General features: G+C 61.7%; 12 protein-coding genes and 1 pseudogene. 2 read left to right on the forward strand and 11 right to left on the reverse strand.

The features are described from left to right. The 5 genes from B3873_RS01150 to B3873_RS01170 all read right to left on the reverse strand — a co-directional run. A partial coding sequence (locus tag B3873_RS01150; protein ID WP_286863637.1) for an ABC transporter permease occupies nucleotides 1-846 on the reverse strand: 846 nt, incomplete at its 3' end. A gap of 43 nt (nucleotides 847-889) precedes the next feature. Then, the gene (locus B3873_RS01155; RefSeq protein ID WP_286863638.1) at nucleotides 890-2446 is read right to left on the reverse strand and encodes a sugar ABC transporter ATP-binding protein; all 1557 of its coding nucleotides are present in this window, start codon (nucleotides 2444-2446) and stop codon (nucleotides 890-892) included. Nucleotides 2447-2648: 202 nt separating this feature from the next. Then, nucleotides 2649-3002, reverse strand: a complete 354-nt coding sequence (locus tag B3873_RS01160; protein ID WP_121044363.1) for an L-rhamnose mutarotase — start codon at nucleotides 3000-3002, stop codon at nucleotides 2649-2651. Nucleotides 3003-3009: 7 nt separating this feature from the next. Next, a complete protein-coding gene (locus B3873_RS01165; RefSeq protein WP_039789094.1) occupies nucleotides 3010-3786 on the reverse strand; it encodes an SDR family oxidoreductase in 777 nt (258 codons plus the stop codon). 43 nt (nucleotides 3787-3829) lie between these two features. After that, nucleotides 3830-5107 carry an L-fuconate dehydratase gene (locus B3873_RS01170; protein ID WP_286863639.1) on the reverse strand — a complete coding sequence of 426 codons (1278 nt, stop codon included), beginning with the start codon at nucleotides 5105-5107 and terminating at the stop codon, nucleotides 3830-3832. Between the two features lie 363 nt (nucleotides 5108-5470). Here B3873_RS01170 and B3873_RS01175 point away from each other — a divergent pair, with 363 nt between their 5' ends. Next, nucleotides 5471-6322, forward strand: coding sequence for an IclR family transcriptional regulator (locus B3873_RS01175; RefSeq protein ID WP_039789097.1), 852 nt, complete (start codon nucleotides 5471-5473; stop codon nucleotides 6320-6322). Between the two features lie 56 nt (nucleotides 6323-6378). On the opposite strand, the gene B3873_RS01180 is transcribed toward B3873_RS01175, so the two are convergent. Continuing rightward, complete coding sequence (locus tag B3873_RS01180; RefSeq protein WP_286863640.1) at nucleotides 6379-7260, reverse strand: SMP-30/gluconolactonase/LRE family protein; 882 nt, start codon at nucleotides 7258-7260, stop codon at nucleotides 6379-6381. 183 nt (nucleotides 7261-7443) lie between these two features. Next, nucleotides 7444-8583 (reverse strand): porin, encoded by a 1140-nt coding sequence (locus B3873_RS01185; protein WP_286863642.1) that lies wholly within the window; start codon nucleotides 8581-8583, stop codon nucleotides 7444-7446. Nucleotides 8584-8906: 323 nt separating this feature from the next. On the opposite strand from B3873_RS01185, the gene B3873_RS01190 reads away from it, so the two are divergent. Next, nucleotides 8907-9848: a LysR family transcriptional regulator gene (locus tag B3873_RS01190; protein WP_286863643.1), complete on the forward strand. Its 942-nt coding sequence runs from the start codon at nucleotides 8907-8909 to the stop codon at nucleotides 9846-9848. 346 nt (nucleotides 9849-10194) lie between these two features. Here B3873_RS01190 and B3873_RS01195 read toward each other — a convergent pair whose 3' ends face one another. From B3873_RS01195 to B3873_RS01210, 4 genes and pseudogenes are all read right to left on the reverse strand, one after another. Further along, the gene (locus B3873_RS01195; protein ID WP_039789823.1) at nucleotides 10195-10980 is read right to left on the reverse strand and encodes an SDR family NAD(P)-dependent oxidoreductase; all 786 of its coding nucleotides are present in this window, start codon (nucleotides 10978-10980) and stop codon (nucleotides 10195-10197) included. Between the two features lie 66 nt (nucleotides 10981-11046). Beyond that, nucleotides 11047-12804: an IlvD/Edd family dehydratase gene (locus B3873_RS01200; protein ID WP_039789103.1), complete on the reverse strand. Its 1758-nt coding sequence runs from the start codon at nucleotides 12802-12804 to the stop codon at nucleotides 11047-11049. Nucleotides 12805-12900: 96 nt separating this feature from the next. After that, nucleotides 12901-14112 carry a multiple monosaccharide ABC transporter permease gene (gene mmsB / locus B3873_RS01205; protein WP_286863645.1) on the reverse strand — a complete coding sequence of 404 codons (1212 nt, stop codon included), beginning with the start codon at nucleotides 14110-14112 and terminating at the stop codon, nucleotides 12901-12903. Nucleotides 14113-14195: 83 nt separating this feature from the next. Further along, nucleotides 14196-14470 (reverse strand): annotated as a pseudogene (locus tag B3873_RS01210) (ABC transporter ATP-binding protein); the annotation flags it as partial.

The raw sequence follows: 14470 nt of genomic DNA on the forward strand, positions 1-14470 counted from the left end.
CACGGCGGCAATCGCATCCAGTTCGTAACCCTGGCCCAGCGCAGGCTGCGCCGAATTCAGGCGGGAGGCGATGATCAGGCCGGCGATGCCGCAGATGGCTCCCGAGAAGGTATAGACCGCGACCTTCCAGAAATCCACCTTCACGCCCGACAGGCGCAGTGCTTCCTCATTGCTGCCCAGGGCAAAGGTATAGCGGCCGAACACCGTCTTGTTGAGGATGACGGAGGCACCGATGGCGACGATGAACAGGATCAGCACCGCATTGGGAATCGGCAGCGAGGGAATCAGGTCACCAATCAGCGAATCCTGGGCGATGGCCGAGAAACCCTCGGTATCGTTGAAGTAGATCGGGCGCGTTCCGGAGATCACCAGCGACAGGCCCTTCAACAGCATCATCATGCCCAGCGTGGCGATGAAGGGCGGCACCTTGAGCTTGGCGATCACCATGCCGGAAACCCAGCCCGAGAGCGCCCCGAAGAAGATCGCCGCAGCGATGCCCAGCGGCAGCGGCATGCCCCAGTTGGTCAGCACCACCCCGGCCATGACGGCGCAGAAAGTCATCATGGTGCCCACCGACAGGTCGATGCCGGAGGTGATGATGACGTAGGTGCAGGCGATGGCCAGCACGCCGTTGACGGCGGTGGACTGCAGGATGCTGACCAGGTTGTCCACCTCCATGAAGTTGGGCGAGGCGAAGCTGAAGAACAGGATCATCAGCAGCAGGCTGGCAAAGGCCAGCAGCTTCTGGCGTGCGGCCGGATTGAACAGGCGGGCGCGCAGGCCCGAGGGGGAAGCGGTATTGGCCATGGTGGATGCGGAAGGGGCGGAGTGGATTTGGTTTGCCATGATCGGTCTGTCTCTCTTGTAATGTCTGGAAGCCCGGTGGCGCTTATTGCGCCACGGCCGATTCGCGCTGCGTGGCCAGTTGCATGATGTTTTCCTGGGTGGCATCGGCGCGCGCCAGTTCACCGGTCACGCGGCCTTCGCACATCACCAGGATGCGATGGCTCATGCGCAGCACCTCGGGCAGCTCGGAGGAAATCATCACGATGGCCTTGCCCTGCTCGGCCAGTGCATCAAGCAGCTTGTAGATTTCGCTCTTGGCACCGATGTCGATGCCGCGCGTGGGCTCATCGAAGAACAGGATGTCGCAGTCGCGCAGCAGCCACTTGGCAATCACGATCTTCTGCTGGTTGCCGCCGGAGAGCAGGCGCGCCTGCTGTTCCACCGAGGGGGTCTTGATGGCCAGCTGGCGCACATAGCCTTGCGCCACTTCACGAATCGCGCGCTGGTCCATGAAGCCGGCCTTGGTGAACCGTCCCATGCTGGAGAGTGCGATGTTGGCCTGCACGTCCATGCCCACGGCCAATCCGAAATGCTTGCGGTCTTCCGACAGGTAGCCGATGCCATGCGCCACCGCATCGGCCGGCTGGCGGATCACGGCCTTGCCGCCGTGGATGATGATCTCGCCCGACTCCAGCGGATCGGCACCGAAGATGGCGCGCGCCACTTCCGTACGGCCCGCCCCCATGAGGCCGGCGAAACCGAGGATCTCGCCCCGGCGCAATTTGAAGCTGACATCGCGGATGGCGCGGCCGCGATTGAGTCCGCGCACTTCCAGCACCACTTCATTGCCGGAGGTATCGGGCGGCATGCGTTGCTCGCCATCGAGCGCGCGGCCCACCATCATGGAAATGATGGTGTCCATGGAGGTGCCCTGCATCGGCACGGTGGCGATGTACTTGCCATCACGCATGACGCTGACGCGATCGGCGATCTGGCGCAGTTCGTCCATCTTGTGCGAGATGTAGACGATGCCCACGCCCTGCGCCTGCAGGTCGCGGATGATGCGGAACAGTTCGGCGATTTCGGCGTTGTTGAGCGCGGCGGTCGGCTCATCCATGATGAGCACGCGCGAATCGAAGGACAGTGCCTTGGCGATTTCCACCATCTGCTGGCGGGCCACGGTCAGGTTGCCGACGGGCGTGCGCGGATCCATGTCGAGCCGCATGCGGGCGAAGATGGCGGCGGCCTGGCGGTTCAGTTGCTCTTCGTCGATGATGAGGCCGAAACCCTTGCGCGGCTCGCGGCCGATGAAGATGTTCTGCGCGGCGGACAGGTGATTCATCAGGTTCAGTTCCTGATGGATGATGCCGATGCCCAAGGCCTGCGCCTGGCGCGGCTCGGCGATCTCCACCGGCTTGCCGTCGAGCAGGATGTCGCCGCTGTCGCGCTGGTAGACGCCGGAGAGGATCTTCATCAGCGTGGATTTGCCGGCACCGTTCTCGCCCATCAGGGCGTGGACTTCACCGGCCACCAGTTCGAACTGGCAATTGTCCAGCGCCAGCACGCCGGGAAAGCGCTTGCTGACATTGCGCAGGGCGATCAGCGGTGTAGCGGATGCCGATGCCGATGCGCGGGCTTGTGTCTCGTGTTCTTGTTGCATGCTCACCTCGGATGCGGATGCAGTGCTGGCCGGAACAGGTCCTGGCCATCGTTTGCGCGACTCTGCGGTCGCTGCTTTTCGGGGACTACGGTCTTGCGTGCTGCCTGCTGCTACCTACTGATACCTGCTGATACCTACTGTACCGCCTTGCGAAAAACTTAGAAAGCGATTTGCAAAAACTAAACTTTGCTGCAATGGAAACTTAATCTTTCCCGTCTTCCTGCGCCGACAGATCGAAGATGCGCGTCATCGGCACCCACTTCTCTCCGGCCGGTGTCCAGGGCGTCGCGGCCTGGAAGCGCCACATCAGCGCTTCCCACGCCTGCACCTTGGGATCACGCTCGCTGGCCGCTGCCATGGCGGCGGCGTCGAACACCGCGTCATCGGTCTCCATCACCATCACCATGCGCGTCCCGAGACGATGGATTTCCATCCCGGTCACGCCCTGTCGGCGCAAATGGGCGGCGATCTCGGGCCAGATGCGCTGATGGTGCTGTTCATACTCGGCGATCAGCGCGGGATCATCCTTCAGATCGAGGGCCAGCACGGTACGCATGGCGGCCTCAAGTCAGGGCGCGGTCGAGATGGGTATAGCCCCCATCGACGAACACCCATTGCCCGGTGGTATGCGAGGAGCGGCCCGAGAGCAGGAACACGGCCATGTCGGCCATTTCCTCAGAGGTCGTGAAACGCTTGCCGAGCGGGATCTTGCTGGTGATGGCGTCCAGCTTCTCCTGCGGATTCTCGAAAGTGGCAATCCATTTCTCGTAGAGCGGGGTCATGACTTCCGCCGGTATCAAGGCATTGACGCGCACGCCGTCATCACGCAAGGCGGCAGCCCATTCGCGGGTCAGCGACAGCTGCGCACCCTTGGAGGCGCAATAGCCACTGGTGTTGCCCTGGCCGGTGAGGGCCGTCTTGGAAGAGACGTTCAGGATCGCGCCGCGCGTGGCCTTCAGGTGAGGCACGCAGTAATGCGCCATCACGTAGTAGTGGATCAGGTTGCGTTCCAGCGAAGCGACAAACTCATTGCGCCCCGCATCCAGGCCCACGCTGTCATTGACCCCGGCATTGTTGACCAGGCCATCGAGACGGCCAAAGCGGCGCACGGTCTCGGCCACGGCCTCGCCACAGCGCGCCTCGTCCTGCAATTCCAGCTGGAACAGCGCGGCGCGCGGCTGCAGTCCAGTCAGTCGCGCCCAGAACTGCGGGTCCGGCTCGCTGCGCGCGAACACCACGGGAATCGCGCCTTCGGCAGCCAGTTGCAGGCTGATCGCGCCGCCGATGCCGGAAGCGCCGCCGGTCACGATGACGACCTTGTCTTGCAGGTTCAAATCCACATCAGTCTCCGTTTTCGTTCATCTTGTTGTAGTGGATGCAGTCTCAACCCCGGAAGCGGTACTGCTCCAGTGAAGCGGGCTTCATTTCGATCGAAAACCCCGGCAGGCTGGGCGGCATGTAGGCCGCATTGCGGATCACGCAGGGATCGACGAAGTGTTCGTGCAGGTGGTCCACGTATTCGGTCACGCGCCCTTCCTTGCTGCCGGAGATGCACAGGTAGTCGATCATCGACAGGTGCTGCACATATTCGCACAGGCCCACGCCACCCGCATGCGGGCAGACCACCTTGCCATATTTCGCGGCCATCAGCATGACGGCCAGGATTTCATTGACGCCACCGAGACGGCAGGAATCGATCTGCACCACATCGATGGCATCGCGCATGATGAACTGCTTGAACAGCACGCGGTTCTGGCACATTTCGCCGGTGGCGACCTTGACCGCACCAATGCCGGCGCGGATCTTGCGGTGGCCCTCCACGTCATCCGGGCTGGTCGGCTCCTCGATGAACCAGGGTTGCGCAAAGGCCAATTCATTGACCCAGTCGATGGCCTGATCCACTTCCCACACCTGGTTGGCATCGATCATCAGATTGCGGTCCGGGCCCAGCACTTCGCGGGCAATGCGCACGCGGCGCTTGTCGTCTTCCAGGTCGCGGCCGACCTTGAGCTTGACGTAATTGAAGCCCTGGTCGATGGCTTCCTGGCACAGGCGGCGCAGCTTGGCGTCGTCATAGCCCAGCCAGCCGGCCGAGGTGGTGTAGCAGGGATAACCTTCCTGCTCCAGCAGCCGCAGGCGTTCGGCCTTGCCGGCTTCCTTTTCGCGCAGCAGGGCGAGTGCTTCATCCGGGGTGATGCAATCGGTGATGTAGCGGAAATCGATGGTGCGCACCAGTTCCTCGGGCGACATGTCAGCCACCAGCTTCCACACCGGCTTGCCGGCCGCCTTGGCCCACAGGTCCCAGGCGGCATTGACCACTGCGCCGGTGGCCAGGTGGATCGCGCCCTTGTCCGGGCCGATCCAGCGCAGCTGGCTGTCAGAGGTGACATGACGCCAGAAGCGGCCCATGTCGGCGGCGATCCAGTCCAGGTCCAGGCCCACCACCAAATGCTCCATGGCGCGGATGGCGGCACAGCAGATCTCGTTGCCGCGACCGATGGTGAAGGTCAGGCCGTGGCCCTTCAGTTGCTCATTGTCGGTATCGAGGATGACGTAGGCGGCGGAGTAATCCGGATCCGGATTCATCGCATCCGACCCATCCAGCGATTGCGAAGTGGGAAAGCGCACGTCCAGCACGCGCAGGGCAGTAATCTTGGTCATCGGTCTCTAGCGTGGATGCCGCTGCGGTGGCGTGCCGCAATCGGCGGGGCCATCCGTGGCGGACAGCCTGGGGTGATCGTCTCCGGGGCCAGGCCCCTCTTTTGTTTATACTCACAAGTAAAATATCATTTCATCTGTGAGTGCCAGAGCATAACCTTGATTATCCTCCCATTGCCGGGCCAGTCCGATGAAGTTTCCGATCTGACCGATATCGATTTTGGGATGACGAGGCGAGGTCAAGAGATCATGCATGAAAAATTATTTTACGAATAAAATGGATTTTTCATCAAAATCCCCTACAATCCGGCCCCAGAAAAGCCCGCTTTTGCGATCTACCGTCCCCTGTCGCACCCGGAAAACGCCATGCCCAGAACCCGCAAACTCAATCCCGCCGAGGCTCCCGCCGTGCAGACGGCCGCCGACCACGAAGAGGACAGCGCCGCCGGCAAGACGCGCTACGCCGCGCCGGCACTGGACAAGGGACTGGATATCCTGGAGTTGCTGAGCCGCTCGGAACAGATGCTGACCCTGAACCAGATCTCGCGGCAACTGGGACGCAGCGTCAATGAGATCTTCCGCATGGTGGTCACGCTGGAACAGCGCGGTTACCTGGTGGCCGACAACGACCATTACCGGCTCTCCCTGAAACTGTTTGAGCTGGCCCATCATCATCAGCCGATCCGCTCGCTGGTGAGCACCGCCCTGCCCCACATGCGCGAGCTGGCCAATCGCTCCATGCAGTCCACCCACCTGACGGTCTACGAAGCGGGCCGCGTGATCGTGGTGGCGCAGGTCGACAGCCCCGAACGCTGGGCCTTCGGCCTGAAGGTCGGGGCGCTGGTGAGCCTGACTGACACCGCATCCGGCCACGTGTTGCTGGCCTTCCGCGATGAAGCCGAACGCGCCAGCATGCTGGCCGCGCACGTGCGCATGGATGGCGAACAGGAAATCGAGACGGCGCAACTGATGCGCCAGATCGAGGACACGCGCAAACGCGGCCACTCGCGCATGGAAAGCCGGCAGATCCGTGGCGTGATCAACCTGTCCTATCCGGTGATGGGGGCCAACAACCGCATGCTGGCGGCCTTGAACGTGCCCTATATCGAACGCATCGACAAGAAGGTCAATCCCAGCCTGGACGAGGTGCAAGGCATCGTCCAGGAAATCTCGGCACGGCTGTCGCGGCTGATGGGGGATTCGAGTTTCGGGTCCTGAAGCGAACCCGATGAAAGGATGGCGTGGGGAGCGAAAGCCCCACGCCGCAGACGGCCTCAGCCGGCGAAACGCACTTCAGGCAAGCCGCGCACATCGAGATGCGGCACGCTGAACAAGCCACCGGCCAGCTCGTCTTGCACGCGCTGTTCGGCGCTCATGCCCTCGTGAGCCGTAGTCACGAACAAGGTATCGAAGGCAGCCCCGCCGAAGGCCACACAGGACGGCTGCGCAGTCCGCACTTCGACGATGCGGTCAATGCTGCCATCGGGCGCGAAGCGCACCACGCGCGCACCACCCCACTGGGCATTCCACAGGTACCCCTCCGCATCGACGGTCGACCCATCGGGGCCGCCCGGCTGCTGCGCCAGATCGGCGAAGACGCGCTGATGGCTGACCGCGCCGCTGTCGGTGTCGTAATCACACACCATGATCTTGCCGGCCATGGAATCGCAGTGATACATCAGCTTGCCATCGAGGCTGAAGCAGATGCTGTTGGAAATGGCGATGCCCGGCAGCGCCAGGCGCTCCAGACTGAGGTCCGCATTGAGACGATAGAAGCTGGCGATGGGGTCGCGGCCCGCGTCCTCGTTCAATGTTCCGAAGACGAAACGGCCCTGGCGGTCGCAACGGCCATCGTTCAGCCGCGTGGTCGGCAGGTCATCTTCGATGCGGCAGATCGGGCTGATGCTGCCGGTGTCCAGGTCGAAGAAGGCCAGACGCGATGCGAGCCCGATCAGCAGGCGCCGGGCATCAGCCGTGAAGGCAAAGCAGCACAGGCGTTCCGGCATGCTCCAGCTGCGCGTGGCACCGCTGGCCGGATCATGGTTCCACAGGCGGGAGGCGTGGATGTCGGTCCAGAAGACCGTCTGCGAGCGCTCGCACCAGAGTACTCCTTCGCCCAGTTCATGATGTCCATCGACCAGCAATTGCGCATTCATCGGGGTTCCGCCTGCAAATCAAGAAAATGAAATAAACAAGATAAACAATATAAATTGTTTTCGGCATGACTGCGGCAGATACCGGAAACGTCTGCCACAAAGACAAAAAAGGGTGGGCTTGCGCCCACCCTCAACTACATCAAGACCACCTCAGGAAGGATTACATTACTGCTGTTCGTTGCATCAGAACGAGTGGGCGATACCGAAGTAACCGCCGGTCTGCTTCAGGCCGGAAACGCCGTTGTCGGCGCCGTTTTCCAGGACGTGACCAGCGCCAGTGCCGTTACGCACGGTGCCAACGTCAACGTACAACAGGGTACGCTTGGACAGGAAGTAATTGATACCAGCCATGTACAGGTTGGACGTACCGCCGCCATTACCCACGCCGGCCGCATTGACCGAAGCGTTGTTGGCATTGACGTGGAACCACGAGGCGATCAGCTGCAGCTGCGAGGTGACGTCATAGTTGGCACCGATCCAGTAGTGGTTGGCCCGGTCCGGAGCGCCAGCCGCAGCGTTCGGAGCACGCAGATTCTCATAGCCGACGAACATCTTCAGCTTGTCGAACTTGTAGGTACCACCCAGGATCAGCTCCTTGGAGTGTTTCCACAGGTCATCGTAGTTACCATTGGCATCGCGGACTACGTCATAGATCGCGCGCAATTCCAGGCCGTTCTTCTGGTAGGCCAGCGAGATGCCGTCCTTGCGGCCATCGCTGGTACCAGCGTTGGGCACGCCACCATTGAACGAACCCGGTTTTTCGCCCAGGCTGGTCTGCAGGTTGACGGTGAAACCACCCATGTCAGGGCTGTTGTACTCGATGATGTTCGACGCGCCAGGCCAGTTGCGGCCATTGACCAAGGTCGAGGTACCGATGGCTTGCTGACCGGTCGGGTCCAGATACCAGACGTCGTTGTTGATGAACAGGTTCTTGCCGAACTTGACGGAGCCAGCGGTTGCCGAGGACAGGCCGACATAGGAACGGCGATTGAACAGTGCGGTACCGCTGCTGGTATCAGAACCGTTGAAGCTGCCCTTGGTCGAGTTGAAACCGGATTCCAGCAGGAAGAAGGCATTGGTACCGCCGCCCAGGTCTTCCGTGCCCTTGAAGCCGATCATGCTGGTGCCCCATTGGTTGTTGGCTGCGCTCCACTTGGAACCTTGACCGTTGGTACCGGCATTGGTCTGGAAGTCGACGCCAGCCACAACACGGCCGTAAATGGTGACACTGCTTTGCGCCTGCGCCTGTGCCGAGAACGCACCCATCAGCGCGAGCGCGCACAGGGTCTTTGCTCCAATAAAGGATGGCTTCACTTGCTTCATGAATAGTCTCCGTGGATATTGCCGTTTAAAATTTTTTTCGTCGGTGGGCTTGGCCGTGCAGCGTTGCACTTCAGACCCCTGGATCCTGACGGACTCCTGACAGTCTCCCAACTTGTTGTTTTTGATGCTGCCCGACCTTCTTCTCTTTTCATCCCGCTGCTGTGCTGGTTGTCTCCTGTACAGCCCGGAATGTGGCTAGATACTAAGTATTCAGTTCATGTCTTTCCAATGAAATCTTTAGCAATTCCGATATGCGATTTGATATCATCAATTCCTAATAAAAAAACGATTGAAAAAATTTAGAAAACCGTCCCCGGAGACTTATGAAAAACAGTGACCCGAACTGGTTTCTGCGGGCGCGATTGAAGACCCGTCAGCTCCTGCTGCTGATCGCTCTCGACGACACCCGCAACATCCACCGCGCCGCCAGCGAGCTGAACATGACGCAGCCGGCTGCTTCCAAGCAACTCAAGGACCTCGAAGACATGCTGGGCGTGTCCCTGTTCGAGCGCCTGCCGCGCGGCATGCGGCCCACCATCTATGGCGAGGCCATGATCCGCCATGCGCGCATGGCCCTGACCAGCCTGTCCAAGGCGCACGAGGACATCGTGGCCCTGAAGTCCGGCCTGTCCGGCCAGGTCGATGTGGGCGTGATCCTCTCGCCCGGCATGGCCTTGTTGCCGCCGGCCATCGCGCGGGTCAAGGAACAAGCGCCAATGTTGCGCATCGGCGTCGAAGTGGAAAGCAGCAACATCCTGCTCTCGCGCCTGCTGCACGGCGAGCTGGACTTCATCATCGGCCGCATCCTGGATGAGGAAGCCCGTGGCGGCCTGCTCTATGAAGAGCTGGCCGACGAGCCGGTGTGCGCCGTGGCGCGGGTGGGCCATCCCTTCCACACCCGCACCGACCTGAGCCTGGCCGACCTCGCCAGCGAGGCCTGGATCATGGCCCCCAAGGGCAGCATCCTGCGCGCGCGCTGCGACCAGATGTTCCGCGAGCAAGGCCTGGCGCCGCCCTCCAACGTGGTCGACACCACCGCCATCCTGTTCATCACGAGCCTGTTGCAGCAGACCGATTTCATCTACGCCATGCCCACCGAAGTGGCGCGCTACTACACCCAGGCCCGCCTGATGGACATCCTGCCCATCGAACTACCCTGCCGCATGGCCGGCTTCGGCATCATCACGCGCCAGGACAACCTGCTCTCGCCCGGAGCCAACCTGGTGCTGCAGTCCATCCGCGAAGTGGCGAAAATGATTTACTGATTCCCCCGTCTGCCCGGGCATGGGTCATGCCGGGGTCGGTTTCCTGCGCCGAGTTTTATTAAGAAATGTAAGGAAGCGTAAGCCTCTCTGAAAACGGCCGGAATCGCAGGAACAAAACTGAATTCGCGCGACGCAAAACTTTAAAAAAACGCAGCAAAAAAACAACACTTCAGGCAGGTAAAAAACTAAGTTTTTTCAAGCTGTCATACAGCTTTTTCCTGAAACGGCCTCGCTTCTCTTCCCGCTTCGACACTCTTTTGGCCTTTGCGCAAATTTTGCGCAAAAAAAGAGTCGCCATTTGGCGACTCTTTCTGGTCCGCAGCGCAGAAGCGCTTCGTCAAACCGCTCACACCCATCCGGCGTCGACGATGAATTCCTGCGCGGTACACATCGCGCTGTCGTCCGCCGCCAGGAACAGCACCATGCGCGCCAGGTGCCAGGGCAGCAGGTCACCCTGCAGGCATTGATTGCGCGCGATCGCCTTCTTGCCTTCTTCATCCAGCCACAGCTTGATCTGGCGTTCGGTCATGACCCAGCCCGGCGTCACGGTATTGACGCGGATCTTGTGCGGACCGAGGTCGCGCGCCAGGCCACGGGTCAGGCCCAGGGTCGAGGCCTTGGCCGTGGTATAGACCGGGAAGCCGCCACCGGACTGGTGCCAGCTGATCGAGCTGAAGTTGATGATGGAACCGCCACCGCGGCGCTTCATGCCTTCCACCACCGACTGCACGGCGAAGAAGGACGGACGCTGGTTGATGGCGATGCGGTCGTTCCAGTATTCCAGCGTCACTTCTTCCAGCTTGTGGCGCTGATCGTTGGCGGCATTGTTGACCAGCACGTCGAAATCGCCCAGCTGTCCTTGCAGCTCGGCGATGGTCGCCTGGAAGGCGGGAATGTCGCGCAGGTCGCAATGACGGAACAGCGGCTTGGGGTGGCCGGCTGCCGCGATGTCATTGCACAGTGCTTCGCTGGCTTCGGTGGCGATATCGACGAAGGCCACATGCGCACCTTGTTGCGCGAACGCTTCGACGATGGCCGCACCGATGCCGGTGCCGCCGCCGGTGATGAAGACGCGCTTGCCCTTGAGGCTGGGGAAGTTCGCCAGTTGCACGTTCTGGGGAGTATTGCTCATGAGGTTTCCTTGCAGGCCGGTGCGCGCGCTCAGCGCAGCACCGGCATCATGATGACGGGAAGAAGATCAGTGCGAGTGCTTGGGCACGGCCGCGCCACGGCAACCGACCAGGAAGTCGAAGTCACAGCCTTCGTCAGCCTGCAGCACGCGGTCCACATACAGGGACTGGTAACCGCCGGCCATCTCCGGCTTGCGTTCGGCCAGCACCTTGGCGCGTTCGGCCAGGCGGCGCTGCATCTCTTCTTCGCTGATGTCCAGCTGCAGCTTGCCGGCGTAGGCGTCGAGCTCGATGAAGTCGCCATCCTGCACGATGCCCAGCGGACCGCCGGCAGCCGCTTCCGGCGCCACGTGCAGGATCACGGTGCCGTAGGCGGTACCGCTCATGCGCGCATCCGAAATGCGGACCATGTCCTTCACACCGGTGGCCAGCACCTTGGGCGGCAAGCCCATGTTGCCCACTTCGGCCATGCCCGGATAACCCTTGGGGCCGACGTTCTTCATCACCAGCACGCAGCTGGCATCGACGTCCAGGTCAGGATCGTTGATGCGTTCCTTGTAGTGCGCGAAGTCCTCGAAGACCACGGCGCGGCCGCGATGCTTCATCAGCTCGGGCGTGGCGGCCGACGGCTTCAGTACCGCGCCGCGCGGTGCCAGGTTGCCGCGCAGGATGCAGATGCCGCCATCCTCGATCAGCGGCTTGGCCAGCGGGCGCACTACCTCATCGTTGTAGATCGGCGCATCCTTGACGTTGTCCCACATGGTCTGGCCGTTGACGGTCAGGGCATCCTTGTGCGGCAGCAGGTCGGCTTCGCCCATGCGGCGCAGCACGGCAGGCAGGCCACCGGCGTAGTAGAACTCTTCCATCAGGTAGCGGCCGGAGGGCTGCAGGTCGACGATGGTCGGGGTGCCACGGCCGATGCGGGTCCAGTCTTCCAGTTCCAGGTCCACGCCGATGCGGCCGGCGATGGCCTTCAGGTGGATCACGGCATTGGTGGAACCACCGATGGCGGCGTTGGTCCGGATCGCATTCTCGAAGGCCTTGCGGGTCAGGATCTTGGACAGGGTCAGGCCTTCCCAGACCATGTCGACGATACGCATGCCGGACAAGTGCGCGAGAACATAACGGCGCGCATCCACGGCCGGAATCGCCGCATTGTGCGGCAGCGACACGCCCAGCGACTCGGCCATGCAGGCCATGGTGGAGGCAGTGCCCATGGTGTTGCAGGTACCGGCCGAACGCGACATGCCGGCCTCGGCCGCCATGAAGTCGTGGATGGTGATTTCACCGGCCTTGACCTGTTCCGACAATTGCCACACCACGGTACCGGAACCGATGTCGCGGCCCTGGTGCTTGCCGTTGAGCATCGGACCGCCGGTGACGACGATGGCCGGCACGTCGCAGCTGGCCGCGCCCATCAGCAGGGCCGGGGTGGTCTTGTCGCAGCCGGTCAGCAGCACCACGCCGTCGATCGGATTGCCGCGGATCGATTCTTCCACGTCCATGCTGGCCAGGTTGCGGGTCAGCATGGCGGTCGGGCGCAGGTTGGATTCACCGTTGGAGAACACCGGGAATTCCACCGGGAAGCCGCCGGCTTCGATGATGCCGCGACGCACGTGTTCGGCGATCTTGCGGAAGTGGGCGTTGCAGGGCGTCAGTTCCGACCAGGTGTTGCAGATGCCGATGACCGGCTTGCCCTGGAACTCGTGGTCGGGGATGCCCTGGTTCTTCATCCAGCTGCGGTACATGAAACCGTTCTTGTCGGCGGTACCGAACCAGCCGGCCGAGCGCAGGGTGCGGCTCTTGTCTTTTTTGTCGCTACTCATTGTTGAATTCCCGAATGACAGAAAACGAAGGATCTCGAAAAACGCTTGCACCCGAATGCAAAAGGCGGGCGCCAGGCCCGCCTTGCTTGATCCGGATTACTTGTTCTTGTTGTAGACGTCGAAGCAGACGGCCATCAGCAGGACCAGGCCCTTGATCATCTGCTGGTAGTCGATGCCGATGCCCATGATGGACATGCCGTTGTTCATCACGCCCATGATGAAGGCGCCGATGACCGCACCCATGACCTTGCCCACGCCACCGGAAGCCGATGCGCCGCCGATGAAGCAGGCTGCGATCACGTCCAGTTCGAAGCCCAGGCCCGCCTTGGGGGTGGCAGTGTTCAGGCGCGCTGCGAAGATCAGGCCGGCCAGTGCCGCCAGCACGCCCATGTTGACGAAGGTGAAGAAGGACACGCGCTCGGTCTTGATGCCCGACAGCTTGGCCGCCTTCTCATTGCCGCCCACGGCGTAGACGCGGCGGCCCAGGGTGGTGCGGCTGGTGATGAAGGTGTAGAGCACCATCAGCGCGAACATGATGATCAGCACGTTGGGCATGCCGCGATAGGTCGACAGCAGGTAGCTGAAGGCGATGATGGCGATGGCGAAGACGCCGTTCTTGAGCAGGAAGAACATGGCCGGTTCATCTTCCATGCCGTGCTTGGTCTGCTTGCGGCGGCCATGCAGCTTCACCAGGATCAGCACCACGGCGGCGATGATACCGACGATCAGCGAGGTAGTGCGGAAGGCGGTGTTGTCGGTCAGCTCAGGGATGAAGCCCGAGGACAGCATCTGGAAGGTCTGCGGGAAGGGGCCCAGGGACTGGCCTTGCAGCAGTGCCAGCGCCATGCCCTTGAATACCAGCATGCCGGCCAGGGTGACGATGAAGGACGGGATCTTGAAGTAGGCGATCCAGTAGCCCTGCGCTGCACCGATCAGGGCGCCGGCGATCAGGCAGACGATGGAGGCCGGCACGAAGCCCCAGCCGTAATCCACCATCAGCACGGCGGCCAGTGCGCCGATCAGGCCCACCACCGAACCCACCGACAGGTCGATGTGGCCGGCCACGATCACCATCAGCATGCCCAGCGCCATGATGACGATGTAGCTGTTCTGCAGGACCAGGTTGGTCAGGTTCAGCGGACGCATCAGCGTGCCGTCGGTCATGATCTGGAAGAAGGCCATGATGGCCACCAGCGACATCAGCATGCCGTATTCGCGCATGTTGTTCTTCAGGAAGCTGCCGTAGTCCTTCTTTTCGACGGCGCCGCTGGCGACGGCCGGTTTCTTGCTCATGTCAATGCTCTCCATTGTCTTGCTCCTCGGGTGCTCTCTGGTCTTGATGGACTTTATGGGTGATGCTGCCGGTTTGGCTCCGGCTTGATAATGGGTGTTCAGGCGGCTTGCGACAGGCCCGGATCATCAATGCGCTTGTTGCGCATGATGGCGCGCATGATGCTTTCCTGCGTGGCCTCGGCCTTGGGCAGGTGGCCCACGAACTGGCCTTCGTTCATCACGTAGATGCGGTCGCACATGCCCAGCAGTTCCGGCATTTCCGAGGAGATCATGATGATGCACTTGCCCTCGGCCGCCAGCTTGCTGATGATGTTGTAGATCTCGAACTTGGCACCGACGTCGATGCCACGCGTGGGTTCATCCAGGATCAGCA

It is taken from the genome of Herbaspirillum sp. UBA812 (genome assembly GCF_002296545.1).
In the GTDB taxonomy this organism is placed as follows: domain Bacteria; phylum Pseudomonadota; class Gammaproteobacteria; order Burkholderiales; family Burkholderiaceae_D; genus Herbaspirillum; species Herbaspirillum huttiense.

Excerpts from the sequence above, each read along its gene's own strand:
- B3873_RS01200 (WP_039789103.1), bottom strand. The coding sequence starts at position 12,804 with ATGAGTAGCGACAAAAAAGACAAGAGCCGCACCCTGCGCTCGGCCGGC.
- B3873_RS01170 (WP_286863639.1), bottom strand. The coding sequence starts at position 5,107 with ATGACCAAGATTACTGCCCTGCGCGTGCTGGACGTGCGCTTTCCCACT.
- B3873_RS01180 (WP_286863640.1), bottom strand. The coding sequence starts at position 7,260 with ATGAATGCGCAATTGCTGGTCGATGGACATCATGAACTGGGCGAAGGA.
- B3873_RS01160 (WP_121044363.1), bottom strand. The coding sequence starts at position 3,002 with ATGCGTACCGTGCTGGCCCTCGATCTGAAGGATGATCCCGCGCTGATC.
- B3873_RS01190 (WP_286863643.1), top strand. The coding sequence starts at position 8,907 with ATGAAAAACAGTGACCCGAACTGGTTTCTGCGGGCGCGATTGAAGACC.
- B3873_RS01175 (WP_039789097.1), top strand. The coding sequence starts at position 5,471 with ATGCCCAGAACCCGCAAACTCAATCCCGCCGAGGCTCCCGCCGTGCAG.
- mmsB (WP_286863645.1), bottom strand. The coding sequence starts at position 14,112 with ATGGAGAGCATTGACATGAGCAAGAAACCGGCCGTCGCCAGCGGCGCC.
- B3873_RS01185 (WP_286863642.1), bottom strand. The coding sequence starts at position 8,583 with ATGAAGCAAGTGAAGCCATCCTTTATTGGAGCAAAGACCCTGTGCGCG.
- B3873_RS01195 (WP_039789823.1), bottom strand. The coding sequence starts at position 10,980 with ATGAGCAATACTCCCCAGAACGTGCAACTGGCGAACTTCCCCAGCCTC.
- B3873_RS01155 (WP_286863638.1), bottom strand. The coding sequence starts at position 2,446 with ATGCAACAAGAACACGAGACACAAGCCCGCGCATCGGCATCGGCATCC.